The sequence below is a fragment of the Shewanella sp. MF05960 genome (assembly GCF_050849305.1).
In the GTDB taxonomy this organism is placed as follows: domain Bacteria; phylum Pseudomonadota; class Gammaproteobacteria; order Enterobacterales; family Shewanellaceae; genus Shewanella.
Genome location: NZ_JBOZPS010000001.1, coordinates 369,573 through 396,482, shown reverse-complemented (window position 1 = coordinate 396,482; position 26,910 = coordinate 369,573). Strand labels below are relative to the sequence as shown.

Below are 26,910 nucleotides of genomic sequence, written 5' to 3'. Positions count from 1 at the left end.
ACACCTTACGACCCCGAATATGCAGCTTACTTAGGTACGCGCAAGCGGGCAAAGGAAGGTAGAAACTCATGGTTCGAACCCGTCTTGGCTGCGATATAGGGTGCTGGGTAACAGAACACGCCTTAGCTGAGGCTTGAGCCGTATGCAGTGAAAGTTGCACGTACGGTTCTTAGGAGGGCGGCACTTGGTAACAGGTGTCGCCTATCCGACAGAAGCTTGTTAGCTACTTTCTCGTCGTCCCGGCAATGGTTTTGAGCCGGGATCCAGGTGTTTGTTTTTGTTGTTTGGTCGTTATGTATTCATGGCCTGTGACCACTCACGTCGTGGCGCTACGCCCAGCGTCAAACTGCATATCTTAACTGACTTAAAAATATCGGATAATAAGTAAACTAAAGTAGTACGATGAATAATTTGTTTGTTTTGTAACACATTGAAATGAATGCCTTTTTGATTTTTGTCGAATATAGGGTCCACTTTTAACGCGCAAGCTCGCTTTTATTGGTCTGTGGAGTTAAATAAAACTGCTTTACATCAATAAGATAGTAAATGTAGGATGATATTAATCAATAACTTAAACGGCCGACTTTAAATTTATTTGGCTTTTTAATAAGCTATTAGGTACAAATGGAAATTTCGGCATTGGAAGCATCTACTTTAGCTTATTTTATAGTTGCAGTTATTTATGAACTGATTCTTCGTCAAGAGCTTCAATCAAAACCTGATATAGTCTCAAGTCATACATATTTTACATTTGGCTTCATTTTTAAACCGATGATTAAAATTATGGGTTTTAGATTCTGGGGTTACAGCAAAAAACTGAATGTTGTTGGCACAATATTTTCTTCAGTACATTATCTTTTACTAGTACAACTTGTGTTAATTATATTAAAGTCAGGTGGTTAAGGTGCAAATTGTACCTAACAAGCAAATTAATCAGGACAAATAACAGTTGGTTTTTGCTCCTGCGTCGCTTATTTTAACCAACTGATATTTGCCCATTATTTGGGCGTTAGGCATTCAAGGAGACTACTGTTGTACATCAAAATTTCTTTAATAATTTCACTATTAATTCTTTCAGGTTGTGCAATGATGAAAGATTACGTTGCATCAATGGAAGCTAATTCCCCTCAAGTTATAATTAAAAGACAGCTAGAAACACCAATATTAGGTTCAACTACCTATATTTATGAGGTTAGTAATGATAGAAAGTGCAATGGAGACTCTTCTAAACCTGATACTCGTTTTATGGTTTTAGACGAAGGCAACCCGATGGTGTCTGAATTCAATTCTAAAGGTGTTAATGTTAAAGCTAATGAACCAATATCTTTGCTTTTACACTCTATTGCAGGAATAGCTAAACAATGTTCCGTAATTGTAACATTTACTCCCGAGACTAATTTTGATTATCAAATTCAATTATCTGGAGTTTTACAATCTCCAAGACCTACAGTGTGTAAAGCTGAGATATACGGTATAAGTAAAACTACTAATTTGGTTAAGCCGCTTCCATTGAAGTATCATAAGGTTTGCAATGGATAAACGGTATGCCTAACAAATAAGGATATGCCGTGTGAAGCCGCGTCCTAATTCCAAATGTTGAATAAGCCCGAACACATAAGAGTGACTCTTTATTTTGTAAATAACAGCTCGCGAAAACGCGCTGTTTGATATGATTACAATGGCGGCTGGGCCAATTCTTTTATAAAGAGTAAAGAGGGAACAGCCGTTGATTTCCTCTTGGTCTGGTGTGGGCGAAGCGCCACGACGTTAGTGGCCGCAGGCCATAAAAGCAACAAGCAAACACCTGGATTCCGGCTCAAAAACATTGCCGGAATGACGCCGTATTTGACCCGTGTAGGGTGGAACCTTGCGATCTTAAGCGTTAGTGGCCGGAGGCAATAAGTACAAACACCTGGATTCCGGCTCAAAAACATTGCCGGAATGATGTCGTATTTGACCCGTGAAGGGTGGAACCTTGCGCTCTTAAGCGTTAGTGGCCGAAGGCAATAAGTACAAACACCTGGATCCCGGCTCAACAGCATTGCCGGGACGACAAGAAGGGGGTTAACAAGTTTTGGCCTAAAACGAGTTGGTTTTAGTCTTAGTCTTAGTCTTAGTCTTAGTGTTCAAATGTCCAAATTCAACTCAGGCCTTAAATAATAGAACGAGTACTCAGCAAACAACCTCTTTATGTATTATCCCATTGATGGCAAAACGCGATAAAGCTTTTTAACAATGGGCTGTGGTACTTGTCTTTGTGCACCACTAGCCAAAAAGGGCGTTGCATATTGAGCGTATCGATACTGTGGGGTAATTGCAGTTGAGTGACTCGGCCATCGTTAATGGCGTACTGCGCGGCTAACGTCGATAAGCACCCTAAACCTAATCCTGCCGCGACACTGTTAATGAGCGCTTCAGTGGTATTGAGCTCAAACACCTCATGCCATGCCTTAATGTGCGGTGCAAGAGTGCGTAAGAAAAACTCTCTCGAGCCAGAGCCTGCCTCACGTAATACCCATTCACTGTGTTCTAAATTGTTAAATGTACAGGGTGTTTGTTGGCTTATAGATAAATGAGGCGCTGCAATGATGCACATTTGGTCGTGACTAAACTGGCTGGCGATTAACTCCGGATGATGGCTTTTACCTTCAATAAGGCCAATGTCTAGCTCGTAGTCGAGCAGCTTTTGGCAAATTAACCGTGAATTTGAAATCACCACGCTTTGCGAAAAATGTTGTGATTGTTGCCTAAATTGGCTCAGCAACCCGGGCACTACATGATTACCTAAGGTGTCGCTGGCACCTATTTTCAATTGACCCGAAAAAGCGTGGTCTTCATCAAACAATTGGCTGATGTTATTTGCTCTACTAAGTAGCTCATCAGCAAGTGGTAATAACTTGTGACCTTCTTGATTGAGAATTAATCGGTTATTGACCCGGTCAAATAGCGGATGGCCTAGCTGCTTTTCTAATTCAGCGAGCGCCATGCTCACTGCCGCCTTAGACAAATACAAGGCTTCGGCTGCGGCCGTTAAGGTGTTGTGCTGGGTGATACTGCTAAACACATTAAGTTGTTTCAGTGAGATGTTCATAATAATGACTTAGTGAATAATGATGAGTGAGATATGCGTTTAGTTTTTATGAACGTATGTTTTATATAATTGGATATATATAAACAAAGTGCAAGCGTAATATGACTGCATGACTCGAATAGAGCTGCTGAGGTTGTCATGGTAAACAGAGTAAAGCGTAAAATTGTTGGTGTACCTACACCCATGGCTGGGCTAGCGTTAGGCATAGCCAGTTTAGGTTGGAGTTGGGAAAACGCCGTGGATTTACAGCACTATGGCCAATGGATTAGTGCCGCTATTGCCAGTGTACTGTTACTGGTATTAGCCAGTAAGTTTGTATTGCATCATGATCTGCTGCGCCAGGATGTTGCGCATCCGGTGGTGGGCAGTGTAGTGCCGACTTTTGCGATGGCATTAATGGTAGTGTCTAACTCATTGGGGCATTTTTCTGCGCTAGCGGGTGACTTGCTGTGGTCTTTTGCGGTCATATTGCACATCAGCTTTTTAGTCGGATTTATTTATCATCGTAGCCAACATTTTAACTTAACCGACATGGTGCCAAGCTGGTTTATTCCGCCAATTGGAATTGTGGTCGCTGATGTGTCTTTTTCAGGAAATGCGCATTTATTGTGGATAGCCGATAGCGCGTTGATTTTTGGCATGCTGAGTTATGCCGTGATGTTACCCATGATGATTTATCGACTTATTTTTACTGAGCAAATCCCTGATGCGGCTAAGCCGACATTAGCCGTTTTAGCCGCACCAGCAAGTTTATCGTTAGCAGGCTACTTAACCATTAGCTCGCAGCCTTCGCCAGTGATTATTGGGTTGCTATTTGGCATTGGCGTGTTGATGACCAGCATTATTTATTTATCATTTTTCAAACTGATGCGTTTACCGTTTAGTCCTGGTTATGCTGCATTTACCTTCCCGATGGTGATTGGGGCCACGGCGTTGTTTAAAGTGGAAGCTTGGATGCAAAGCATGGATGTTGGCGCTGAATATATTGCCCAGGTGCGAGGTTTAGCTGAGTTTGAATTAGTTGTTGCGACTGCGGTTGTCAGTTATGTTTGTGTGCGTTATTTACATTTTTATCAGCCTAGAAAATTAGTTTCAGCATAAGTGAGCGGTTATGACTCCAGCAATTGATATGGCAAAAAAGCACAAGATTGATTTTAAGGTGCACGAGTATCAACATGATGCCAGTAACGAGTCGTATGGCCTGGAGGCTGCGCAAAAATTGGCTTTACCAGCCGAGCAGGTATTTAAAACCTTAGTGGTGAGTCTTGATAATCAAACGCTTGCGGTCGCTGTGGTGCCAGTGTCTTCGATGTTGAGCATGAAATTAATGGCTAAAGCGGCGGGCGCTAAAAAAGCTCATATGGCAGAGGCGGCAGCGGTTGAGCGTTCAAGTGGTTATGTGCTTGGTGGCGTTAGTCCGTTAGGGCAAAAAAGACGCTTAGCGACAGTGATTGACGCTTCAGCGCAGCAGTTTGAGCGCATTTATGTCAGTGCCGGTAAAAGAGGGTTAGATATTTCGCTTAAACCTGATGATTTACAACGCCTGCTTAATGCGACATTTGCCGATATTTGCGCCTAATAAAAAAGCGATATACCCCAGTGGGTATATCGCTTTCATTGATTTTATTGTTGTTACTGTCAGTTATCGCTTGGTTCGTTTACACCTTCAATAAATAGCTAACTACTGATTTATTCTGGCCTTAAACTCAGCTTGAGTTTGTGGGGTTGCTTTTTGGTACCAGTAATCGAGCATGTTAGACACTTCGGCCTGGTTTGGCTGCTCTACGCTGTCGCTTATAACTGGGCCGGCACCTTCAGATTGAACATCGGTTATGGCTAACGTGACTGGCGCTGTAGTGACCACTGAATTGGCTGGCGAGCTAAACACTTCGGGCGCAGCTACCGTTGCAGTGACTTTATTAGCATTCCATGAAGCTGGGTTGGCGGCGGCATTATATTTTGTGATTTCTTGTTCAAAATCTCGGCCAATCTGTAAACCTTTTTTCATTAGCTTGTCTTGAGTGAATTCAACCGCGATGCCAGCCTGGTCGGTTAATGTCAGTGTGGGTGAGTCATTAAACTGTGTAGCACGGCTTTGTGTGCGAATGCTGGGCAGTGATAACTGGTAGGTTTGTTCACTCGCGGCAAAACGTACAATAATTACATCTGAGCTAAAGCTATGCTGGCTGCCTTGATCTCTAAAGCGGGCATGATAGCGAAAGGCTATTTGCTGTAATCCCTGTGGGGTATTGATGTCTAACGTGACTTGTTGCTGATCAGTCGCGACACCATTCACTAATACCGTATTGGCATTGTTAGGTAGCTGTAAGCTGGCAGAAAAACTGCTTTGGCACAGAGTTAATGCGCTTAAGCTGAGTACGAAACGGATGAATAAACACATATGTATATCCTATTGTAGAAACCAGTTGATTGGGTTTAACCTTGCTATAACGACTGTTAGTCAGCAAATTGAGGTCGATAGCGTTCAGGTAATTCAAAGGTTTTTTGTTTGCCGCTTAATGGACAAACAAAGTTGAAATAGCATGAGGTTAATTTAAGATCTGGCGCGCTATCGTCTGCAGCGCCGTGTAATCGGTCGCCCACCACCGGATGGCCTAAACTGGCCATATGAATGCGAATTTGATGCTTACGACCAGTATCAATTTTGACTTGCACTTTAGATTGATTAAGCCCTGAATGATAGGTGACTAATTTTGCATGAGACAGCGCAGGCTTGTTGTCTACAGGCGTATCAATTTGCAGCGTTTCACTAGAGAATTTACCATGAACAATCACCTGGTAGTGTTTTTCTAATGCGCGAGTTTCAAATAATTTAGCGATAGCCGCAGTGGCTTTTTTACTGTGCCCCAGAATTAATAATCCAGTAGCGGCGCGGTCAAGGCGATGAATAATAAAGGCATTACGCTGTGGCTGCATGTTTAACTCAGCAAAGCGATTCATTGTGGTGTGGTCGCTCCACTTTGACCCTTGGCAGCGCATACCGTAAGGCTTGTACCACACACTGTAGTCAGTTTCATCAAACAACAGCTCTGCAGGTGCTATCTGTTCATTGAGAATATGCTGATTGTAATAAAGGTGCAGCTTATCGCCGGGTTGTAAGGGCTTTTTAGCACGACGAATTCGATTAGTTTGTTTGCCGTGAGTATGCCAAATCGCGCCTTTTTGCATGGCATCTTTTAACACTTGCTTACCTAAACCACTTGCTTGTGCCAGCAGATTAATGGCATCAGTACTGTGCTCAAGTACATCAATATGGAATTCGGTTTTATCGGCCATCATTTGGGTTAGCTCTAACAATGCAATGTATCTGTAATTAATAAGGGTAAATGTTACCTTATTTGGTCGTTCAATGTTAATTAACCTGCTTTAAGGTTGATGAAACTTTCTTTTAGATGACGTATCTCTGTATCATCTGGCATAAAGTTGTTTTAGCATAATGCGATAAAATACGGTTTTACTTTGGAGTAGGTGATTTGGAACACATCGTCTGGGATTTTAATCCTATATTAGTCTCGTTTATGGGTTTAACCGTACATTGGTATGGTGCTCTTTTCGCCTTAGCGATTGCCACAGGCTTTCAAGTATTAAAGCACATGTTTAAAAAAGAAGGATTGGATGTTGAGTCCCTCGATAACTTCTTAGTCTATTGTGTGGTGGGTATTATTGTTGGCGCGCGTTTAGCGCACTGTGTTTTTTATGACCCTGGATATTATTTTGCTAATCCGCTGAAAATCCTGGCCATTTGGGAAGGCGGCTTAGCCAGCCATGGCGGCGGTTTAGGTGCCATTTTGGCGCTGTATTATTACCAACGTCAGGTGAAATTACCGTTTTTATTTTTGCTTGATCGCCTAGCCATTTCTACAGCCATCTTTGGCTTTTTTGTGCGTATGGCCAACTTTGCAAACTCTGAAATTCTAGGTGAGCCAACCACTCAACCTTGGGGCATTATTTTTAAACGAATAGATATGCTGCCGCGTCACCCGGCGCAGTTGTATGAGTCGCTTGCTTATCTCTTAATTTTTATTGGCTTATACGCTATTTATAAATACACCAACATGAAACAAAAACACGGTGCGATTTTTGGGGTGTTTTTAGTGTCTGTATTTAGTGCACGTATTGCGATTGAAAGCGTTAAGGTCAGCCAGGCGGCTTACCATGAGTCGATGTTAAGTGCTGGCCAGTGGTTAAGTTTGCCATTTTTACTGACGGGTGTTGTGCTGTTAGTGATGGCTTATCGTAAACAGAGCTAACCATTATTTACCGTTAATCAATACCGCTGTCATTACAGCCAATAAAAACGTCCTAGTGCAGTAGCAATAGGACGTTTTTATGGGTATATGTGGCTGTTTTAATGTGGGAAAGTTACATCCCAGCGGGTAAGTACTTAAAGCGCTTCATTTGCTCATAATGGGTATCGACAATGCTTTTTACCTGTTCTGGTGTGAGCTTTGATTGCCATTGATGCTTACCGCCTTTCCTAAAGAAAGCATTAGCATTTTCATGCTTTTCAACAAATCCACGTTTGGCTTCCTGAGCTTTTAATTGCGCAAATGATGAGTGCTTAATGGCATTTTTAAGCCTTGCAGGATCTTTCTTTAAGCCTAAAAACGACTCAACTTTGCGGAAGACTTTTTTAGGGTCATCTAGCATGTCTTCATAACGTAAAATGAGCTTTGAGGTATCGTCGCTTGTCCAGCTCGATACGTGCATCGACCACGAGGTGATAATTTGTGGCACATGCGCTGCCTCGTTTGGGGTACCTGTCATTTCTTCTGCCATGTAGGCAATGGCTTCATCGATGGTGTAATCAAAGTAATTGGCCATTGAAATAACCACATCAAGTGGATTACGCACAACATAAATAGCGCCCGAAGTGACCGTGGAGTTATGTAACGGTTGGCCGTTATATTCGCCTAAATAGTTGTGGGTTTTTACAAAGGTGGTCCCTTGAGCCTGATGCGCAATATCTGCTTGCACTTGAGGGCGAATTGCACTGACTTCTTCTAACGTCAGTTCGGTTGTTGCGGATTTATCTTTAGGTAAATAAGCTTGATAACGATGCGCGGCCGATTCTGCAGTAGATATGGTGTGCATGGTATTAATATCAATAGGCTGATCTTGATTTTGAATGTAGTTCTCTAAAAAAGCGCGTACCCAAGTGTTACCCGATTTAGGGTAAGAGGCCACCCAAAGTATGTTTCCCATTCGTAATCCTTTGTTGTTATTTTTACGTCTTTCAATGTGGTTAAAACTACCGATAATTCAGCAAAATGGCAAGTTTAGTGCGTAACGGGTAAGAGTTAACCGTGCCGATACTATCGCTTATTTAGCGAAAAATAATACTCCACTTTACTGTGAGTAATATATGGATGTAACATTGTTGTTAAATACGTTTAAATGATGAACGTTATGGCGTTATATCGAACCGTTAATAAGGACAGGGTAAATGGATGTTAATGCAACCTTGGTCGGCCAGTTGATTATTGTTTTTGCATTAGTGATGGGCTGTATTTGTTATTACTTAGGTCGTCGTAAAACACAATCGCCGGTTTTAGCCGGTGTGATTGGTGCAGGGTTATCGATAGTGCCTATTTTAGGTTTGGTTTACCTTGTTGTGCTTGTGCTTAAAAAAGATATCGAGCTCACGCCAACAACGGTTAATGGATAGTCGCTAATCGTTTACATAATGATTAACGGTAACGTGATACAAAATGCCTCGTCTAATTAGGACGAGGCATTTTTCGTTCATAATTAACACTATGCCACTGTAAGCGTTTGTTGTGACTTTTCCGCTTTAACTGAACACACCTTATATTCTGGGATTTTTGCAATGGGATCTAATGCATTAATCGTCAGTTTGTTAGCGGCAGACTCAGCAAAGTGGAAAGGTAAAAACAACACGCCTACTTGCGCGCGTTTAGTGACAAATGCGGCGATGTCGATGGTGCCTCTGCGCGTTGTGAGGGTTAACATGTCGCCATTATTGACGCCGAGTTGCTCAGCGTCATACACCGAAATCATTACTCTTGGCGACCCTTTAATATCCAATTCTGGCGTTTTACGGGTCATGGTGCCGGTATGGAATTGCTCTAGCAAACGTCCCGTTGACAGTATTAATGGATACTCACTGTCTGGCATTTCGGCGGGTAAGCGATAGCTTGCGGGTATCATTCGGCCTTGGCCGCGTAAAAACTTCTCGGTATGTAACACGGCTGTACCTGGATGAGTTTCATCGAAGCAGGGCCACTGTAGTCCATCAACTTTTTGCTCAAGTCGTTGCCATGTTAAGCCTTGATACTGCGGTGTAACCTGGTTAATTTCCTGCCAAATGTCTTTCGCATTTTGGTAATGCCAGTTAGCGCCTAACTTATTGGCTATCATTTGGATTATTTGCCAGTCGACTTTCGCGTCACCCGGTGGAGTTAAGGCTACGCGTAGCTGTTGTACTCGGCGTTCGGTATTAGTGAAATGCCCCTCTTTTTCAGCAAAAGCGGTGGCGGGCAGAACCACGTGTGCCATTTGCGCCGTTTCAGTTAAAAAGATGTCTTGTACTACCATAAATTTGATTTTAGACAGCGCTGCAATGACATGAGCCTGATCTGGGTCGCTCAGTACAGGGTTTTCGCCTAATACATATAATGCCTCGAGTTTACCCTCGACAATCGCGTGCATGATTTCTGTTGCGGTATATCCGGGTTCACTAGCCAGTGAAGTGTTACCCCAGGCCGCAGCAAATTTAGCGCTATTATCTGGATTGTCGACTTTTTGATAACCCGGGTAATAATTGGGTAGTGCGCCCATATCACACGCACCTTGAACATTACTTTGGCCGCGAAGCGGATTTATACCAGCGCCAATCACGCCGATGTTGCCACACAGTAATTGTAAATTAGAGGTGGACACCACGTTGTCATAACCAGACGTATGTTGGGTTATTCCCATGGCGTAATACAAGGCGGTTTTAGTTGCGGTGCCAATCATTTTTGCCATTGCGGCGATGTCTTCAGCACTTACACCTGTGATTAATGCCGCATTGCTTAAGTTGTAATCTGGCTTGAGCACTTCTTGTTTGAGTAACTCATAATCTTCAACTCGTTGATTTATGTAGTTGGTGTCTTGCCAATCATTAAGGATGATTTGCTGCATGATGGCATTAAGTAGCATAACGTCTGTACCGGGACGGTGAGACACGTAGAGTTTTGCACTGTCAGCAATGGCTGTTTTTTTAGGGTCTGCGACGATTAAACGTGCGCCATGTTGGCTAACCGCGCGCTTAATGTGAGAGGCAATAATAGGGTGGGCGCTGGTAGTATCGGAGCCGATAATAAAAATAACATCAGACTGTTTAATACTGGGAATATCATTGGTCATTGCACCGCCGCCAATCGTATCGGATAAGCCTGCAACCGTTGATGAATGACACAATCTTGCGCAATGATCTATGTTGTTAGTACCCATAATGCTGCGGGTAAATTTTTGCATTAAATAGTTCTCTTCATTGGTGCATTTTGCTGAAGATAACGCCGCAAATTTACTTGGCCCAGCGGCCTCTTTTATCGGTTTAAGTTGCTCGGTAATATAATTAATTGCTTCGCTCCAGCTTGCCGGCTGTAACTGGCCATTTTTACGGATTAACGGTGTAGTAAGGCGTTTAGTGCTGTTTAAAAAATCAAAACCGGAGCGACCTTTTACGCATAACATACCTTCATTGACTAATGAGTTGCTGTCGCCGGTGATGCGTACCACGCGGTTTTTACTTGGGTCTACATGCAGCTCGACTCGGCAACCGACGCCACAATAAGTACACACTGTTGAGGTTTTTATCAGCTCCCTGTGCGTGCCTTGGGTTTTATCTCTGGCATCGACTAATGCGCCCGTTGGGCACACTTGTACGCAATTGCCGCACTGAACACAATCGCTGTCGTTCATTGATGCGCTAAAGCCGACACGCGGTGCATTTCGGCGACTATCAATCGTACCTGCTGCATCTGGGAGCGCTTGATAGCTATTGGGCGCAAAGTTAATCACGTTATGGCCACTTTGTTGATGACACGCTTCAACACAAGCTCCACAGCTGATACATCTGTTAGCGTCGAAAGTAATAAAGGGGGCGCTATTATCAACGTGAAATTTGCGTGCGTGAGTTTGCTCAAGAGTGTTGCCATCGACTTTATATTCGGTGGCATAGTCGCGTAACTTACAATCGGTATTGGCTTGGCAGGCACATTCTAAACACCGCATGGCTTCTTGCATTGCTTCATCGGGAATGAAACCGAGTTCTACCTCGGCAAAATTAAGTGCGCGGTTTAATTGGTGTAGCTCAGGCATTTTTAAACGGGGGCGTTTAGGGGGATTGGGATACAACACTGGATAGGTGTTAGTGGCTAATGACGCCGTTTTATTGGCTTTGCGAGCGTTAAATAGCCCCGGTTCTAAATGACACGTTAAGCCTTCTTTGAGTAAACCTTCAATGGCTTCGGCGGCTTTGCGGCCATCGGCAACCGCGGCTACAGCCGTGCCAGGGCCGGTGCGTGAATCACCAATCACAAACAGTTTCTCAACCCCAGCAGACATGGTTTGTTCGCACCCCAAGAATGTATGCCAACGGGTGAGGGCTAAGTGACCTGTGTCTATTTGATTTTCGGGCTGATCTAAAAAATCTAAATCGACCTGTTGAGATACCGCAGGGATCACGGTGTCGAAGGCCTCTTTAAAGGTTTCGCCAGTGGCTTTTGGTGAGCGTCTACCCGATGCATCTGGCTCGCCCAGAGCCATTTTTTCAAAAGTGACAGCGTTGACACGGCCTCGACTGTCGCTGTGGTTTTCAATGGGGTTGGTAAGAAAGTGAAACTTAACCCCTTCCACTTCTGCCTCGTGAATTTCGTAAGGTTCTGCGGGCATTTCATCGCGGCCACGGCGATAAATTAAGGTGACATCGGCGCCATCTCTTAGTGCGGTACGGGCGCAATCAATTGCGGTATTGCCGCCACCAATCACCGCCACTTTTTTACCCGTAATCATTTTTTTATGGGTGCAATAATCACGTAAGTAATCGACGCCCAAGTAACAGCCGGCTAAATCGCTGCCTGGGTAATTCATGGGGACGGCTTTTTGTGCGCCAATGGCAAGACAAACCGCATCATAGTTAGCGACTAACTCGGTTAAGTTAGTGTCGCGGCCCAATGCATAATCCGTTTTAATCTTAAGCCCATTACGGGTGAGGAGCTCAATTTCTTTATCTAGAATATCTTTGGGTAAGCGGTACTCCGGAATACCATAACGTAACCATCCACCAGCTTTAGGGGCCGATTCCATGATGGTGACATCGTGGCCATTGTTTGACAGATAATATCCGGCGGTTAAGCCAGCAGGACCACTACCAATGATGGCAATGCGCTTATTGGTCGCAGGCGCTTTTGGCGGTACATAAGACTCTAGGTCGTGTAAGTCTAGGTCTGCAGCATGACGCTTTAGCTGCCTAATGGCGACAGGTTCATCGACTAGGCCGCGGCGACACTCAGCTTCACAAAAGGCAGGGCAAACACGGCCAATCGATAGCGGTAAAGGCAGGGTTTGTTTAATGACTTTTACTGCTTCTTTATGATCGCCTCTGCCAATATGATAAAGATAAGACTGCACATCAACCCCAGCAGGACAGGCGGTTTGGCAAGGCGCTTCACAGTCGGCAAAGTGGTCGCTGAGAATATCTTTGAGCGCTTGTTTGCGTATTTTACTCAATTCACTCGATTGGGTAATCACATCTAAGCCTGTTTCGAGTGGGGTTTCACAGGCTCGAACACAGCGTAAACTTCCATCGTTATTTTTGATTTGCACCTGGCACAAATTACAGTGTTGCTTGGCTTGATTGTGGGAGAAGTCACATAGGCTCGGAATGTTAATGCCAGCGCTGATGGCAGCTTTGAGTAAGCTATCTGCTTGAGGCAGTGATAAGGAAATGCCGTCTATGGTGATATCAATCATTACAAGGCCTGTTAAATTTTTGAGTTATTGGTTAAGTCTTCATGCCTTTTGGGAGCGAACGAGAAGGACTTTATTAAGGTACAGCTGCTGAATTGGAGTGTTACGCGAGGAGGACGTTTATTGTGGAACATTTATTACAGTTACATCTCTCGCCTTCAATAATTTCAGTGTAGTGCGCGCGGTGGTTTACCGATGTGATTTAGATCATTTTTGTCGTAATTAAATGTTAGGTATTAACTTAATTTAGACTAAACAGAGTGTTGCGAGTGTTTATTGCTTGAGTGGTACTACCTGTTCGCTTTGATTTTGGCATGATTGTTTTTAATTACAGACAAAAAAAGTGGCCTGATTATCGCAATTGATTATCGCAATTGATTATTGCAATTGATCATCGCAATTGATTATCGCAATTGATTATCGCAATTGATTATTGCAATTGATCATCGCAATGATGTGAAGTGGTTGTGGCTGAGCTGACTCAGTTTATTCATCAGCCCAGCTTGCCCTAATTTATTTAAGCCTAAATATCGCTTCAACTCTGTCGCTTACGGTGACCTGGCCTTGTTGATAGGTTTGCGCCACATCGGCATTCATTTTCATGCTGGCGCGATACATTTCGGGTTGATGTGATTGTGTTGGAAAATATCTTACTTCCCATACTCCGGCCACTTGCTCACCAAACCCTTTGGCTAACGAATCTGCTTTTTGTTTGGCATCTTTAATGGCGGCCTGGCGAGCCTGGGTAATCATGTCAGCTTCTTTACTTGATTTAAGCTCAATATTATTCACCTGATTAACGCCTTGTACTAACGCGCTGTCTAGCAGCTCGTTGAGCATATTAAGCTCCATCACGGTGACGGTGATTTGTCTGTTTGCGCTATAACCCGTGAGTACTCTTGGCTCATTTTGCACATATCGATATTGTGGATTGAGCTGTAAATTGGCTGTTTGAATATGCTTTTTATCAATACCGGCCTTGAGTAAGCGTTGCATAAATTGGCTAACTGCTTCGTCAGCTTCATCTTTTGCTGACTTTGCATTGGCCGCTTCAATCGACACTGCCACATTAATAATGGCCATGTCTGCACTGGCTTCAATGGTACTGGTGCCTACGGTTTCAATATGAGCAAAACTCAGCTCCGCTGCTTGCACTGTGGCTACGCTGCTGGTGGCGGTTAAGGCGAATAATGAGCTTGAAATTAAGCTGGTGAGTAATATTTTATTCATTGATAACTCCGCTAGTGGTTAGCTAAATACTGTTTTTACACGGGTAAAGTGGGTCTGTTATGAGTGTAAACGGTGCAAAACCTAAAAAGGGTTTTATTTTTTATGTGCAGTGGGTGTATGGAAAATCTGCGCTGAAATATTAAGCAGTTTTGTTCTTATCCATTGGTTGACGGGATCGTCTTCGGCTTGTTTATGCCAGTACATGTGCACTGCAAGATCGGGTACTTCAAACGGTAAAGGCGATACCACAATAGGCATAGATTGTTGCAGCAACATGGCATAACTGCTTGGCATGGTCATTATCATGTCAGATTGGCTCACCACATTGATGGCGGCAAAGTAGTGCTCGCAGCGCAAAGCAATATTGCGGGTAATGCCTTGAGTCGCTAGCGCCATGTCGACAGTGTCGATGGTAAAGTCTTTTAAACTGACTAACGCATGTGATGCTTTGGCATAATTGCTTAGCGTTAATTGCTGCAATATTGGATGGTCTTTACGACAAATGAGCGAAAATGACTCGTGGCAAATTAAGCTGCTACGAATGTCTTTATGGGTTGGCATGAGTACATCAATGACGATGTCTAAGGTTTGTTGTGCCAAAGATGGCTCAAGCTCGGTGCGTTTAATTTGGCGGCTGTTTAAGGTGAGATTAGGCGTGTTATTGAGTAAATCTGGCACTAATACGGGAAAAAACATTGACTCTAAAATGTCACGTAATCCGAGTTTTATTTCTCGTTTATGTTGCTGAATATCAAAATTGGCGGGCGTTGATATGGTGTGCTCGAGTAAATCCATTGCTTGTAATACATCGGGAATGATTTTTTGACACAAGGGCGTTGGCACCATTTTTCGGCCATGGCGAACAAATAATGGGTCGTTAAACTTGCTGCGTAAACGGGCAATGGCGTGACTGACTGCGGGCTGCGTTAAATGCAGTTTAGCTGCGGCGCCGGTAATGCTGCCTTGTTGATAAACAGTCGTCATGATGAGGAATAAGTTAAGGTCTATCTTACTATGCAGCATATTAATAGTTATCTATGATTTAGTATCATTTGAATTTATTTTAGGCTTGGTTAAATTAAAGTCAAACTAAACCAATAAAAAGTAGACTCAACATGACAACATCACAAGAAGAATTACAGATTAAACAAATGACCATAGGTACCGACAAATACCCAATGCCATTACCGCCTAAATTTGACTCCAAGCAACAGCAACAACAATATGAAAAACAGCGTTTAGCCGCTGCGTTTAGGGTCTTTGCTCATTACCGGTTTGACGAAGGTTTAGCTGGCCACATTACCTTGCGAGATTGCATTGACCCTGAAACCTTTTGGGTTAACCCGTTAGCGGTACATTTTTCAAAAGTCAGAGCGTCAGATCTTGTCCGTGTTGACCATAAAGGCAATATTATGGAGGGGAAGCACCCAATCAATAATGCCGCATTTGCGATTCACTCTCGTATTCATCATGCTCGCCCAGATGTGAATGCCGTTGCCCATGCCCATACCACTTACGGCCGTGCATTTTCATCTTTAGGCGAGTTGCTAAAGCCCATTTCGCAAGATGCTTGCATGTTTTATGAAAACCACAGCATATTTGACACCTTTACCGGTGTGGTGGCTGACTTATCTGAAGGCGACATGATTGCGGATGCTCTGCAAGGTCATGCTGCGGTTATCTTACAAAATCATGGTTTATTAACCGTGGGTAAATCTGTTGATGCTGCTACCGCAAACTTTGTGATGCTAGACAGTTGTTGTCATAGCCAGTTATTGGCTCAAGCGGCTGGCGAACTTAAACTCATTGGTCATGAGATAGCGACCAAAACCCGTCAAATGAACGGCTCAGATTTAGTCACCTGGGGCAACTTCCAACCTATGTATCAAGTGGTTCTAGCACAAGACAACAGCTTCTTAGATTAACCTGAACTCGGGATAAGGGGTGAACTTATACTATTTAAAATCAACATGTTACCCCTTCTCATTTTCAAGCTTGTCATTTTTTCTGCTAACAAGGCGAATTGACGCGTCAATAGCTAGCCTATTGTAAGTCGATTCAACGCAGTTAGCAGGGAAAAGGACTGTTTGAAAGGCGTTTATTATCCCGAGCTTAGGTTAAATTCGTCTCTAGCTTAATACCACTCTCGCTAAGCCGCATGGCTTGGCGAGCAAGGATGTCTCTCTATGACTGGTTCGATTATTACCGAAATACTGCTACCGCTTGCACTCGCCTTTATCATGTTCGGCATGGGTTTAAGCTTAACGCGGTTTGATTTTTTACGCCTTTGGCAAACGCCTGCGCCTATCGTGACGGGCTTTTTTGGGCAAATTATTGCGCTACCCTTATTGGCTTTTGGTATTTGCCTGGCAATGGACTTGTCTATGCCGATGGCTATTGGGTTAATGATTTTGGCGGCATGTCCGGGTGGCACGACATCGAATGTGGTGAGCCATTTAGCCAAAGCCAATTTAGCGTTGTCGGTAAGTTTAACGGCCATTAGCAGCATAGTGTGCGTATTCAGCGCGCCGTTTGTGATTCAATTTGCTGTGGGTTACTTTGCCAATGAAGCGCCAATAGATGTGTCGCTCAGTAGCATTTCGTTAGGATTGCTCGTGATTACTTTATTGCCGATTGTATTTGGCATGCTGGTTCGCAGTTATTTCAGAGCGTGGGCGATTAAGGTTGAAGTGTACTTTAGGCGCTTTGCGTTAGTGTTTTTGTTGTTGATGATCACCGGCGTGGTGGTTCAGGAGCATGCCATTATCGTTGATGCTTTTAATGAAGTGTTCATCGCCTGTTTATTGTTAAACTTTGGCGCAATGTTGATCGGTATCGTGAGTGCGAAAGTATGCTCTCTTTCGCATAAGGATGGATTAACGCTGGCGATTGAGATTGGTTTGCAAAACTCAACCATGGCGATGCTCATCTGTATTAGCTTGTTGAACATGCCAAGTTATGCCGTCGTTGCCGGCGTGTACAGTTTAACCATGTATGCTGGTGCAGGGTTGCTCATTGCTTATGCTAGTTATACACAAAAGCAACATAACAGCGCTCAGCCTAACTAATCAGCTTAATAGTACATTAATATAATACACACACCCTAGGTTTGTTGTTGGCGATATTCACTGGGTGTTGTGCCTTGCCAGCGTTTAAATGCCCGCCGAAAATTAGCCACATCAACATAGCCCAATTGATACGCTAACTGCTTAATACTGCCACTGGTTTGTGACAAGTATTGCTTCGAAATATGGTGGTTTACCGACGCGACAATTTGCTTATAGCTACTTTGTTGTTGGCTTAAATGGCGATGAACAGTACGGGGCGTCATGTGAAAATGCGCCGCTGTGTCACTTAAACTTGGTAATGGAATTGGGCTTTGGAGTAAATATTGATACACCTTATCATTTAAACTCTGTTGGCCGTTAAGTTGCTCAAGTTCGTTTATACACCATTGTTTGGCTTGCATAAATGAACCCGGGTCGGCCATATCAAGAGGTTGCGTCATTGATGCTTGAGTTAATATTAACTGGGTGTTTTTTTGATTAAAATGCACCGGCACTTTAAATAATTCCGCGTATTGCTGCCAATAAGTGGGCGCTGCAAAGCTGAGGTTTACTTGGCATAACGGCGTCGATAGCGGCATGAGTTGTTGTAGCAATTTGGCAATCGTCACCAGCAATGCATCCATATAGGGTTGCCGTATTATTCCCAGCGGGTGTATTTCTTCAAGGGTAACAACCGTAGTGTTGGCCGTTTCGTGGGTATTAATCTTTACCAGTGGCGTGCGGGTGTTAATAAACTGCTTCAATGTATCAATAGCTTGTTTTAGTGTACTGCTGTTAAGTATGGCGAAACCCATCATGCCATGAGTGTTAATGCCTATGCGATTGCCGACATGCAAGCCGAGCTCTGGTCTGGCGCAAAGATGAATAGCAGAGTTTATGAGGCGTTGATAATCATCAAAACTTACTTGAAAGTCTGGGTCTTGTAATTGCTCAAGTGTGATGCCGTTATGCACCAACCAAATGTTAACATCACAGCCCCACTGGCGCAGTTGTTGATAAACTTGGTTTAAATAAAAAATCGGCAGTGGCTGCATAGCATCCTTATCAATCGCTTTCATACCCAATCAACTTGAAGAGACGTGTTTCAGAGCTTCACCGTGTTTTCAATACTAGGCGCGTTAATGCGGTAATGTAGGTACCTTATAAATTAACGTAACAACGAAGTGGAAGCACGGTGAAACTCCCAAAGGGCAAGTTTTACACGCGTTTATGCTGCGTTATTGATTTTGGAAAGGGAATAACCATTACCCGCAATCAATGCCTTGTCTAAACGCGTGTAAATTCTTGCTGAAATCGAGCATCTTCAGGTTGTTTGGGTATATACCAATCCTATTCATCAGTTGTAACGGATTTGTCGGTGTTTGTCTATTAATGACCCCTTTATGTCTATTTATCCCTCTTTTCTATTTTGTCTGCTGACGTAAAGTAATCCTTTAACCTTTAAAGGATTACTTATGTTGTCAATGTTTACCGCTAAAGCTGTGAGCTTAACCATTAATGACACCATTGTTATTGAGCAAGCCAGCGTAAAGCAAACCGTTTTAGCCTCGGCATTGGCAGCCGATATTGCTTTTCCTCATCATTGCCAGGTAGGCAGTTGTGGCGCTTGTCGGTGCCAGTTAGTGTCTGGTGAAGTTAAGCAATTAACCGACAGTGCTTATGTATTGTCAGCTAAGGCAATAGCTCAAGGCATGATTTTGGCTTGTCAAAGCGTGCCTAAATCTGCGGTTAATATTAAGGTTAATCTGCGTCAACGCCAGTTGGCCGATGAGCCGCAAGAGTGAGGAGACTGTCATGTTTAAGTATCTTAAGTTTATGTCGTTTCACCTTATGGCGCTGATTGCCATTGTCAGTATTACCTTAGGTGAGTCGTACATCAGTATGGGGTTTGCTATTTGGGTTGCCGTGTATTTAGGCGGCGATATTTTATTTGGTGACGACGTGCACACACCAATCTATCGATTTCCGGCTTTATTGACGTGGCAGTTATGGTTGGCATTGCCTTTAACCGTGATATTGGTGTTTGTGTGTTGTTGGCAGTTTGCCAGTCAAGATATCGGGCAATATGGTGCATGGATAAGCAGTTTAACGGGCTATGATGCCTTGCAAGCGCGTCAAAATACGAGTGTATTTCAATATGGTGTGATGGTGGTTTACTTAGGCTTAGTGGTTGGCGTAATGGCAACCATTACTGGCCATGAGCTAACGCATCGCACTTGGGACCCAGTGTCATTATTGATTGGGCGTTGGTTGTTAGCATTTAGTTTTGATGCAAATTTTGCTATTGAACATGTGTATGGCCATCATAAATACGTTAGTACCTTAAACGATCCGGCGACCGCACCTCGTGGTCGTGGTGTTTATGCCCATATTATTATTTCGACCATTAAGGGCAATATAAGTGCGTGGCACATTGAGCAGCAAAGGCTAATGCGTAAACAGCTTGCGGTATGGAGTTGGCACAATAAAGCATTACGAGGCTACGCCATGAGCTTAGTGATTATGATGTGGGTATTTTGGCTTGCGGGTTGGCAGGGCTTAAGCTTTTTTGTATTAATGGCGTTATGGGCTAAAGCGACCTTAGAGATCGTCAATTACATGGAGCATTATGGTTTGGTTCGCGAACTTAATTCGCCAGTCAAACCTCACCACTCCTGGAATACCAATAAGCGAGTAAGCTCGTGGGCCATGTTTAACTTAACCCGGCACTCTCATCACCATGCTCAGGGGCAACTGCCTTACCATCAATTAGCACCTTATCCCAATGCACCACAAATGATTGGTGGATACCTTAGCACCTTTGTATTAACCCTCATTCCGCCACTATGGCATCGACTTATGCTGCCTAAATTACAACATTGGGATGCACATTTTGCCACACCAGCTGAATATCAAATGGCCCAGCAAGCTAATCAAAAAAGTGGGATTGCAGCTTACCAAACGTGTGCTTAATACTTTTTTGTGGCGGTTTGACTTGAAGCCGCTTTGAAACATGCATTTTCAGGTCGATTGGGTATGTTAACTACTCATATTGATGCGGTTACGGCCTGTTGATTTTGCACGGTAAAGTGCTGTGTCTGCGGCGCAAATCAGTGCTGTTGGGGTGCGGTATTGGCCACTGCGCTCACACGCAATACCCTGGCTGACACTGATTTTGGTTTGTGCGGGTAACCCGATATTGGTAAAGGTTAACTGATTAACCCTTTGTTGAATTTGTCTTGCAATATATTCCGCAATGAGCGGATTACTGTTAGGTAAAATGACCACAAACTCTTCACCGCCAAATCGGGCAGCCATCGCATTGTTAGAGGGGAGAACCTCTGTCAGTACTTGAGCAATTTTTTGCAAACATTTATCACCGTTAACATGGCCATATTGGTCATTAAACATTTTAAAGTAATCGACATCGATAATGATTAAACACAGTGGTTGATCGTGGTTAATGCTGTCGTTCCAGTTAGTTTGCAGGGCATCATCAAAAGCGTGGCGATTGGCAAGGCCGGTTAATTTGTCGGTATGCGCTAAGTGGCGCAGTTTGTTGTACTCGGCTTTATGGGTAGTGAGATTATGCATGATGCCAATAAATAACGGTTCAGACCCTATCCGCATTGACGGTAAACATGACAAGGATAAGTCTGCTTCGAGCAACGTACTGTCGGCACGATTTATGATAATTTCTTTAGGGCCATGATTAAACTGAGTCACTTTATTGGCTTCATTGCTGATGCTGTTCCACAAGGTAAATAAAGATTGATACTCATCTTTAAAAGGACTTTGCAGATAATCGGTCCAGGTTTGACCGATTAACATTTCGGCTGGGGTACCGAATAATTTAGCGCCTAAAGGATTGATCATCTCAATGACGCCTGCTGAGTTAATCACAAAAATCGCTTCTGAAATCGCGTTAATCACATTGAGTAAGGTGCTAATTTGGAGGTTATCTGCTACTGCCATTTTGCCATTATGACTTGCTGAGGTGACATCAAAAGTTGCATTAAAAGTGGCATCAAAAATGACATCTGTTACTGATGAGTTGGATTGTTGTTCAGCCTCAACTCGCAATGGTATTTTTATCGCTCTGGGAAATTTAGCGAATGAGTTTGTTAATTTAGTCACACGAGAAATCGTGGCATTGAGTTCTGTTAATTTATCATTGGTAAACATGGTGCATTCCCTTAAGCGTTTGGTATTGGTAACCCCTTGTTGATGTCAAACACTCTATTAGGTATAAGGCTTATTTACCTTTCGGTAACCTTCTGCTTTTAACTTGTTGATTTTAAATTATTTAAAGTTGCTATTTATTGTGAAAATGTGTTGCGATTGAGTTGTGTCTATTGCATGTACCTTGGAGGTAAGCTGATTTTGTTGCTGGTTTTTAGGATTTGTCTCACTAAACTCGATAGTGTTCTTAGCTTAAATAGCCTGTTTGCAGCTGTATTTGATTGCATCGTTGACAGATATTAAGCCGTTAATGGGAGGTAGCGAGACCGTTATTTGACAGGCGTTTGCTCGTTGGGCGATTGAGAAATGATTGGTTTTTAGTTCGGTTAACGGGTAAAAGGTAAGTTCAACTTCAGGATATTACGGGATAATACAAGGCGTTTTAGCAATGGTTATGTTATTAATTAATGTTGTTAGGCAGGACAATATTAAAAGCTCAGGCGTAGCTCTGAGCTTCTTCAGTTTGTTGTTTGTTTAATTATTTGGACGATTGATAACTTCAGGATCTGGGCTGAGTAGCATTAAGGTATTGGCGTTGTTAGACAGTACAAATTGAAAGCTGGTATTGCCCGGTACTTCATCTAAATCGGTTAATTGAATCAATGTGCCATCGCTGCTAATGGTTGTGACATCGATAATGCCGTCAAAAGGTGTGGTGAAAGCTGCACCGACAAATTTAAGTCCTTTACCTGTATTGTCAATCAGTTGGTAAGAGATTGTGCTGTACTGGGTCACAATCACATTACCGCTTTTTGGGGTGCCATCTTGGCTAGTATAACTAAAAAAGGGCTCACCGTTTTCGAGGGTGACAGTGAGATTGAAAAATGTGCTTGGGCATTGAGTATTTGACATTTTATTTTCCATTTTTGTTGATTTAGGGATTAGAGATAAATCTATAATCGATTATGGCCGATTGTTGCAATTGCTTGATTAAATCAGGCTGTTGCTCAACCTCACCGAGGCAGTCGAGGGCTTGAGCATAAGGAATTGTAAACTGGGGGGAACTATTTTTATTTACAATAGAGATGAGTAGTGATTTTGATTGCTCACACAGTACTTTAACTTGCTGTGACGACCCTAATGAGGCCAGTAATGAAGCCATTAACATTTTACTTTGGGCTAAACCAACAGTATAAGCCGAGCTTTGGGGGAATTCAGTGGCAAGCTGGTTAAAAGATGTTGTTGCCTGTCGTGCGTATACTAGGCTTTCTGGTGATAATTTTTGTGTGGCTAAATAATTTGCTGCTGCCAGTTGGTAAGTTGCCAGTAACTCATTTTTTTTGCTTGAGGTTTGTAAAGTCACATCTTCAGCAAGCATAATCGTTAATGATTCAATACTCTGTTTCATTGTTTGTTTAATCGGCTCTGAGCTAAACGTCAGCAGAGCAAAGTAAGCGTAATACTGTTGTATTTTCCAAATATCATTTTCAGGATCTTGTTTAAGGGCGTTGGTAATTGCAACTAAACCCTGTTGAGCTTTTTCAATAGCTTGTTGATGATGCCCTTGGTAATTTAGTAAATGAGCAAGCAACATATAGCTACTTGACAAGCGATCAAGTAAATAGGGCTGTTTTTCTAATGCTTGATTGGACAGCTGCTGTTGAATTTGTTGGTGTATTTTTATCGCCGCGGTAATGTCACCTTGTGCAGTAACGGCACTGGCAAGCCACGAACGTGCATTAGCTATATCAGCGATTAGCTGGCTATTGGTCTGATCTTTAAACCATATTTTTAGTTTTAACAGCAATGATTGCTCAAATGACTCTCGGGCGGCAGCAAAGTTTTGCTGCTTCATGTGTATCGAGCCAAGAGAGTTTTGTGCGTACGACAACTCCATAATGGCATCGTCATCGTCAGGCGCGTATTGATACATGGCTTGGCTGTGAACTAAGTACTTTTCAAACCAAGGCTGTGTTGCAGCCCAATCACTTTTATCGTATTCAAGCTGGCCGAGCCAAAAAGCATTGGCTCCTAGGGTTTTAAGTAAGTTGAGGTGTTGAGGCTGTATTTCGAGTAACGGCAGCATGCGCTCACGGGCGGCGATTAAGGCGCTGTGGGCTTCGTCGGTATTGCCGCGCGAATAGGCCACTTCGCCCATGGCCTCTAAGGTTTGGCTGTGCTGAAACTGGGCTTCAAAGCTTAAATAGCTGGCATCGTCGGCAGAAAAATCGCTGAAATATTCTAATGCTTTATTACTGATACCATCGAGCAAGTCCATGCGGCCAATGGCGCGCATTTTGTCGGCGAATTCTCCCACCATAAATCCGAGTAAGTTTTCTGCCGCCAGGCGTTTTTGTTGTGCCTGGGTTTCGGCCTCAATGCTGCGAACACTCATGGCGACAGAAATCAATGTCAGTGTCACAAGGGCTAGCATGACTGCGCGGCGGCGCCAGCGTCCGATGTTGGCCTGTTTGCTTGAGGCTTGAATAAGCGCCAATTGTTGAGGTTCTAGGGTAAACAGCGAATTGCTGATTAAGCTTTGTGCCTCCACTAAGGGTTTACCTTCAGTGAGTAAATAGGCCGCGCTTTTTGACTCAGTTAACCAACGCTGTGTTTGATTCTGTAAGCGGCTTTTAATCGCTAAGCTGTCTTTATGCTCGTTTATCCATTGGGTTGCTCGCGGCCAGCGCCTTAATAAGGCCTCGTGAGCAATACTGAAACAGGCTTTATCGTATTGTAGATGCGAGACAAACAAGCGGTTGTCGACCATGGCTTTAACGAGATTTTGTTCTGCTTCATTTTTTAATCCCTCCCAATTAGCTGCGCGGCTGGTCACTGACTTTTCGTCTTCGGATAAAGTGATTAACATCGAAAGCACGTTAGGTAACGCAGTACGTTCTGCTTCATTTAATCCGGCAAGCACTTGCTCGGCATTTTTACCAATAGCCCCTTCTAAGCCGCCAAGAGAATGATATTCAGACACTAAAAGCTGGTCATTTTCATCGCGCTTGAGGTATAGCGCTTCTAAGGTGTATTGCAACATGGGCAGTGCATCTGGGTTGGATGCGGCGTCACTACAAAGCAGTTCATCAAGTGGCATGGCGGTATTGGGATCAACTGACCATGTGAGGTTAGCGGCATTGGCGGGTAAACGGATCATTTGCATGAGTTCGGTTCGGCTTGGTGTCGACAAATCAAAGTGTGAACCGTTGGCTTTACCTGCCATTAAGCTTGGGTGGCTGACCACCTGGGGGTAAAAGTCATTACGACAGGCGCTGATAATCAGTACTGATCCTGATGTTGCTAATGCTTCGAGCACATCGAGAATCTCTGTGCGTTGTTGTTCGCTATAAATGGGTGATGACAACAGCACTTCTAAACGATCGATAAACAAACAAAATTGCGGTTGGCTATAGTGATGGCTCGTTTGGGCTGCGGTTATGGCCTGTTGGCATTGGTTGATAACGTTAGGTATATCTTGCATTAGCTGCATGGCAAGTTGTTGTGCGCTTAACTGGTTAAACACCGGAATATCGTTAATTTCCCAGTCGAGCATGGCGCCGGCAATATCAATAAGCAGGCGGTCCTGGATGACATCGGCTAAGTCTAGGCTGGCATAATCGAGTACCCCTACGCCGTTAAAGCCGCTGGCACTTTTGAGGTTAGGGATCACCCCCGCATTAATTAACGACGATTTACCCGTACCACTTGGGCCAAGCACTAAGCAAAATGCACGGCCGAATTGAATTTGTTTAGAAATACGATTGAGTAAGGTGTCGACTTGCTCACCTCGGCCAAAAAACACGTTAGCATCGTTTGCTTCAAAGGCACGTAAACCAGGAAAGGGCGATTGACCTTGCCAGGGCTCTGTTGTAACTCGGGTGTGGTGCCCAATGGGGAACTCAACTTTTGCAAGGGTGCGGTAACCGCGTTTGCGGATGGTTTCAATGTAACTGGGGTTTGATGCCTGATCGCCCAAAGCTTTACGCAGTTGGGTTATGACCTTATGCAGTGGATTATCACCAATGGCAATGTCTCCCCAACATTGACGAATAATATCGTCAGGGGTGAGCACCTCTCCCTGGTGTTGGCACAGTAGTTTTAATACGTCCATGGCTTTAGGTTCGAGGGTGCGGATTATGTCACCCGACTGAATACTATTGCTTTGTGGATTAACTTGCCAATCGCCAAAAAAGAAAGTGTTGTCGCTCATGTGTTATCCATTGATCAAATTAAACAGGCCCTAAATGACTCTGCAACCCAACATCTTATGGGTTATCACGTTATTGTGATAATAAGTCAGCCATTATAATGGTTGTGGCTAAATTGTATCTTAGCTTTCCACTCGTATCGACTGATGTATTGAGTATGATATCTGGTTAAACTAATTGTTCTAATTGATTAATTTTGGTAACGATGGCGTTATTGATAGGGGTTTTTACACCATATTGTTGCCCCAAACGCACTACCGCACCGTTGATAAATTCAATTTCGGTTTTACGTTTAGCTTGGATGTCTTCCCACATTGATGAGCGGGCTTGTGGGTCAATGTCGAGCATTTGTTTAGCCAGCAGGGTAAATAACATATTGGGTAACGATAATATGACCGGCAACCATTGGGGTTTCACTTTAGTGTATTGATGTAACGTGATATTGGCCGCCTGGCATACGCTGAGCCATTCTGTCATGGCACCGGCTAGTTGACGGCGACTGTCACGCTGGCTGAGTTGTTGTTTAATCGGTAGGTCGGTTATGGCATTTAATGCATTGTTAAGATTTAACAATAGTTTACCGTAAATTACTGGTGTCATATCTTGGTGTAAGTCACAGCCAAAACCTTGAGCCTGCATTGCGGTTTGTATCGTTTGGGTATGTTCATTTTGCTGTAAGGTAAATACGCCTTCAGTGCCTTTATGAAAGCGCCCATTGGGTTGTTGCAACACATTAAAAGGCGTAATGCCTTGCAGTAAGTTACAGTGACTCAGGGCATCTGTGATGGTATCGAAACTGCCGAGACCATTTTGCATAAAAATAATGCTGCTGTTGCTGTGAGTGATGGCGATTAAGGTATTGGTAATACTGGAAACTTGATGGCATTTCAACGTGACAAATACCACATCAAAAGCGGCATATGCTGTTGGGGCTTGTTCTATATCGGTGATCACGTTTTGTGGCATCACCGTCTGTAAAAAGCCTTGATAATCACTCATGGTGATGCCGTTATTTGCGAGGATGGTTTGCTTAATTGTCGGTCTGCAAATGAGGCTAACATCAAATCCAGATAAACACAGTTGCCCAGCAAGATAACAGCCTGTCGATCCTGCACCAAAAATAGCGATTCCCATTGATTTTTCTCTTTTT

The 26,910-nt window shown here is 43.5% G+C and carries 22 protein-coding genes; 10 read left to right on the top strand and 12 right to left on the bottom strand.

The window, feature by feature from the left end; all coding sequences use genetic code 11:
* The first annotated feature begins 624 nt into the window (after positions 1–624).
* The gene (locus ACROAE_RS01720; protein ID WP_432399198.1) at positions 625–903 is read left to right on the top strand and encodes a hypothetical protein; all 279 of its coding nucleotides are present in this window, start codon (positions 625–627) and stop codon (positions 901–903) included.
* A 129-nt stretch (positions 904–1,032) separates the two neighbouring features.
* Positions 1,033–1,539, top strand: a complete 507-nt coding sequence (locus ACROAE_RS01715) for a hypothetical protein (RefSeq protein WP_432399197.1) — start codon at positions 1,033–1,035, stop codon at positions 1,537–1,539.
* 649 nt (positions 1,540–2,188) lie between these two features.
* Here ACROAE_RS01715 and ACROAE_RS01710 read toward each other — a convergent pair.
* Positions 2,189–3,091: a LysR substrate-binding domain-containing protein gene (locus ACROAE_RS01710; protein ID WP_432399196.1), complete on the bottom strand. Its 903-nt coding sequence runs from the start codon at positions 3,089–3,091 to the stop codon at positions 2,189–2,191.
* Between the two features lie 138 nt (positions 3,092–3,229).
* Here ACROAE_RS01710 and ACROAE_RS01705 point away from each other — a divergent pair, with 138 nt between their 5' ends.
* A complete protein-coding gene (locus ACROAE_RS01705; protein ID WP_432399195.1) occupies positions 3,230–4,192 on the top strand; it encodes a TDT family transporter in 963 nt (320 codons plus the stop codon).
* Between the two features lie 10 nt (positions 4,193–4,202).
* On the top strand, positions 4,203–4,670 hold the full coding sequence (gene ybaK / locus ACROAE_RS01700; protein WP_432399194.1) for a Cys-tRNA(Pro) deacylase: 468 nt from the start codon (positions 4,203–4,205) through the stop codon (positions 4,668–4,670).
* 102 nt (positions 4,671–4,772) lie between these two features.
* Here ybaK and ACROAE_RS01695 read toward each other — a convergent pair whose 3' ends face one another.
* Together ACROAE_RS01695 and ACROAE_RS01690 are read right to left on the bottom strand one after the other, a co-directional pair.
* Positions 4,773–5,492 carry a DUF2057 domain-containing protein gene (locus ACROAE_RS01695; protein ID WP_432399193.1) on the bottom strand — a complete coding sequence of 240 codons (720 nt, stop codon included), beginning with the start codon at positions 5,490–5,492 and terminating at the stop codon, positions 4,773–4,775.
* A gap of 56 nt (positions 5,493–5,548) precedes the next feature.
* The gene (locus ACROAE_RS01690; protein WP_432399192.1) at positions 5,549–6,391 is read right to left on the bottom strand and encodes a pseudouridine synthase family protein; all 843 of its coding nucleotides are present in this window, start codon (positions 6,389–6,391) and stop codon (positions 5,549–5,551) included.
* 194 nt (positions 6,392–6,585) lie between these two features.
* Here ACROAE_RS01690 and lgt point away from each other — a divergent pair, with 194 nt between their 5' ends.
* Positions 6,586–7,362, top strand: coding sequence for a prolipoprotein diacylglyceryl transferase (gene lgt, locus ACROAE_RS01685; protein WP_432399191.1), 777 nt, complete (start codon positions 6,586–6,588; stop codon positions 7,360–7,362).
* 112 nt (positions 7,363–7,474) lie between these two features.
* Here the strand turns inward: lgt and ACROAE_RS01680 are convergent, their stop codons facing one another.
* Positions 7,475–8,317: a sulfotransferase domain-containing protein gene (locus ACROAE_RS01680; RefSeq protein WP_432399190.1), complete on the bottom strand. Its 843-nt coding sequence runs from the start codon at positions 8,315–8,317 to the stop codon at positions 7,475–7,477.
* Between the two features lie 241 nt (positions 8,318–8,558).
* On the opposite strand from ACROAE_RS01680, the gene ACROAE_RS01675 reads away from it, so the two are divergent.
* The gene (locus ACROAE_RS01675; RefSeq protein ID WP_432399189.1) at positions 8,559–8,780 is read left to right on the top strand and encodes a hypothetical protein; all 222 of its coding nucleotides are present in this window, start codon (positions 8,559–8,561) and stop codon (positions 8,778–8,780) included.
* An 89-nt stretch (positions 8,781–8,869) separates the two neighbouring features.
* Here ACROAE_RS01675 and fdhF read toward each other — a convergent pair whose 3' ends face one another.
* The 3 genes from fdhF to ACROAE_RS01660 form a co-directional block, all read right to left on the bottom strand.
* Positions 8,870–13,093 (bottom strand): formate dehydrogenase subunit alpha, encoded by a 4,224-nt coding sequence (fdhF, locus tag ACROAE_RS01670; protein ID WP_432399188.1) that lies wholly within the window; start codon positions 13,091–13,093, stop codon positions 8,870–8,872.
* Between the two features lie 510 nt (positions 13,094–13,603).
* A complete protein-coding gene (locus tag ACROAE_RS01665) occupies positions 13,604–14,320 on the bottom strand; it encodes an oxidative stress defense protein (protein ID WP_432399187.1) in 717 nt (238 codons plus the stop codon).
* Between the two features lie 93 nt (positions 14,321–14,413).
* A complete protein-coding gene (locus ACROAE_RS01660) occupies positions 14,414–15,343 on the bottom strand; it encodes a LysR family transcriptional regulator (protein WP_432399186.1) in 930 nt (309 codons plus the stop codon).
* 92 nt (positions 15,344–15,435) lie between these two features.
* On the opposite strand from ACROAE_RS01660, the gene ACROAE_RS01655 reads away from it, so the two are divergent.
* Both ACROAE_RS01655 and ACROAE_RS01650 read left to right on the top strand, forming a co-directional pair.
* Complete coding sequence (locus ACROAE_RS01655) at positions 15,436–16,245, top strand: class II aldolase/adducin family protein (RefSeq protein ID WP_432399185.1); 810 nt, start codon at positions 15,436–15,438, stop codon at positions 16,243–16,245.
* Positions 16,246–16,506: 261 nt separating this feature from the next.
* Complete coding sequence (locus tag ACROAE_RS01650) at positions 16,507–17,388, top strand: bile acid:sodium symporter family protein (protein ID WP_432399184.1); 882 nt, start codon at positions 16,507–16,509, stop codon at positions 17,386–17,388.
* A gap of 35 nt (positions 17,389–17,423) precedes the next feature.
* Here the strand turns inward: ACROAE_RS01650 and ACROAE_RS01645 are convergent, their stop codons facing one another.
* The gene (locus ACROAE_RS01645) at positions 17,424–18,446 is read right to left on the bottom strand and encodes an AraC family transcriptional regulator (protein ID WP_432399183.1); all 1,023 of its coding nucleotides are present in this window, start codon (positions 18,444–18,446) and stop codon (positions 17,424–17,426) included.
* Positions 18,447–18,842: 396 nt separating this feature from the next.
* Here ACROAE_RS01645 and ACROAE_RS01640 point away from each other — a divergent pair, with 396 nt between their 5' ends.
* Both ACROAE_RS01640 and ACROAE_RS01635 read left to right on the top strand, forming a co-directional pair.
* On the top strand, positions 18,843–19,172 hold the full coding sequence (locus tag ACROAE_RS01640) for a 2Fe-2S iron-sulfur cluster-binding protein (protein ID WP_432399182.1): 330 nt from the start codon (positions 18,843–18,845) through the stop codon (positions 19,170–19,172).
* 10 nt (positions 19,173–19,182) lie between these two features.
* Positions 19,183–20,340 carry an alkane 1-monooxygenase gene (locus ACROAE_RS01635; RefSeq protein WP_432399181.1) on the top strand — a complete coding sequence of 386 codons (1,158 nt, stop codon included), beginning with the start codon at positions 19,183–19,185 and terminating at the stop codon, positions 20,338–20,340.
* A 66-nt stretch (positions 20,341–20,406) separates the two neighbouring features.
* On the opposite strand, the gene ACROAE_RS01630 is transcribed toward ACROAE_RS01635, so the two are convergent.
* The 4 genes from ACROAE_RS01630 to ACROAE_RS01615 form a co-directional block, all read right to left on the bottom strand.
* Entirely contained in the window at positions 20,407–21,552 is a 1,146-nt protein-coding gene (locus tag ACROAE_RS01630) for a diguanylate cyclase domain-containing protein (RefSeq protein ID WP_432399180.1), read from the bottom strand.
* A gap of 531 nt (positions 21,553–22,083) precedes the next feature.
* A complete protein-coding gene (locus ACROAE_RS01625; RefSeq protein WP_350995653.1) occupies positions 22,084–22,461 on the bottom strand; it encodes a DP-EP family protein in 378 nt (125 codons plus the stop codon).
* Positions 22,462–22,483: 22 nt separating this feature from the next.
* Positions 22,484–25,762 (bottom strand): winged helix-turn-helix domain-containing protein, encoded by a 3,279-nt coding sequence (locus tag ACROAE_RS01620; RefSeq protein WP_432399179.1) that lies wholly within the window; start codon positions 25,760–25,762, stop codon positions 22,484–22,486.
* 166 nt (positions 25,763–25,928) lie between these two features.
* The gene (locus ACROAE_RS01615; protein ID WP_432399178.1) at positions 25,929–26,894 is read right to left on the bottom strand and encodes a 2-dehydropantoate 2-reductase; all 966 of its coding nucleotides are present in this window, start codon (positions 26,892–26,894) and stop codon (positions 25,929–25,931) included.
* Positions 26,895–26,910 lie beyond the last annotated feature (16 nt).

Excerpts from the sequence above, each read along its gene's own strand:
- ACROAE_RS01720 (WP_432399198.1), top strand. The coding sequence starts at position 625 with ATGGAAATTTCGGCATTGGAAGCATCTACTTTAGCTTATTTTATAGTT.
- ACROAE_RS01710 (WP_432399196.1), bottom strand. The coding sequence starts at position 3,091 with ATGAACATCTCACTGAAACAACTTAATGTGTTTAGCAGTATCACCCAG.
- ACROAE_RS01705 (WP_432399195.1), top strand. The coding sequence starts at position 3,230 with ATGGTAAACAGAGTAAAGCGTAAAATTGTTGGTGTACCTACACCCATG.
- ybaK (WP_432399194.1), top strand. The coding sequence starts at position 4,203 with ATGACTCCAGCAATTGATATGGCAAAAAAGCACAAGATTGATTTTAAG.
- ACROAE_RS01695 (WP_432399193.1), bottom strand. The coding sequence starts at position 5,492 with ATGTGTTTATTCATCCGTTTCGTACTCAGCTTAAGCGCATTAACTCTG.
- ACROAE_RS01690 (WP_432399192.1), bottom strand. The coding sequence starts at position 6,391 with ATGATGGCCGATAAAACCGAATTCCATATTGATGTACTTGAGCACAGT.
- ACROAE_RS01680 (WP_432399190.1), bottom strand. The coding sequence starts at position 8,317 with ATGGGAAACATACTTTGGGTGGCCTCTTACCCTAAATCGGGTAACACT.
- ACROAE_RS01675 (WP_432399189.1), top strand. The coding sequence starts at position 8,559 with ATGGATGTTAATGCAACCTTGGTCGGCCAGTTGATTATTGTTTTTGCA.
- fdhF (WP_432399188.1), bottom strand. The coding sequence starts at position 13,093 with ATGATTGATATCACCATAGACGGCATTTCCTTATCACTGCCTCAAGCA.
- ACROAE_RS01665 (WP_432399187.1), bottom strand. The coding sequence starts at position 14,320 with ATGAATAAAATATTACTCACCAGCTTAATTTCAAGCTCATTATTCGCC.
- ACROAE_RS01660 (WP_432399186.1), bottom strand. The coding sequence starts at position 15,343 with ATGCTGCATAGTAAGATAGACCTTAACTTATTCCTCATCATGACGACT.
- ACROAE_RS01655 (WP_432399185.1), top strand. The coding sequence starts at position 15,436 with ATGACAACATCACAAGAAGAATTACAGATTAAACAAATGACCATAGGT.
- ACROAE_RS01650 (WP_432399184.1), top strand. The coding sequence starts at position 16,507 with ATGACTGGTTCGATTATTACCGAAATACTGCTACCGCTTGCACTCGCC.
- ACROAE_RS01645 (WP_432399183.1), bottom strand. The coding sequence starts at position 18,446 with ATGAAAGCGATTGATAAGGATGCTATGCAGCCACTGCCGATTTTTTAT.
- ACROAE_RS01640 (WP_432399182.1), top strand. The coding sequence starts at position 18,843 with ATGTTGTCAATGTTTACCGCTAAAGCTGTGAGCTTAACCATTAATGAC.
- ACROAE_RS01635 (WP_432399181.1), top strand. The coding sequence starts at position 19,183 with ATGTTTAAGTATCTTAAGTTTATGTCGTTTCACCTTATGGCGCTGATT.
- ACROAE_RS01630 (WP_432399180.1), bottom strand. The coding sequence starts at position 21,552 with ATGTTTACCAATGATAAATTAACAGAACTCAATGCCACGATTTCTCGT.
- ACROAE_RS01625 (WP_350995653.1), bottom strand. The coding sequence starts at position 22,461 with ATGTCAAATACTCAATGCCCAAGCACATTTTTCAATCTCACTGTCACC.
- ACROAE_RS01620 (WP_432399179.1), bottom strand. The coding sequence starts at position 25,762 with ATGAGCGACAACACTTTCTTTTTTGGCGATTGGCAAGTTAATCCACAA.
- ACROAE_RS01615 (WP_432399178.1), bottom strand. The coding sequence starts at position 26,894 with ATGGGAATCGCTATTTTTGGTGCAGGATCGACAGGCTGTTATCTTGCT.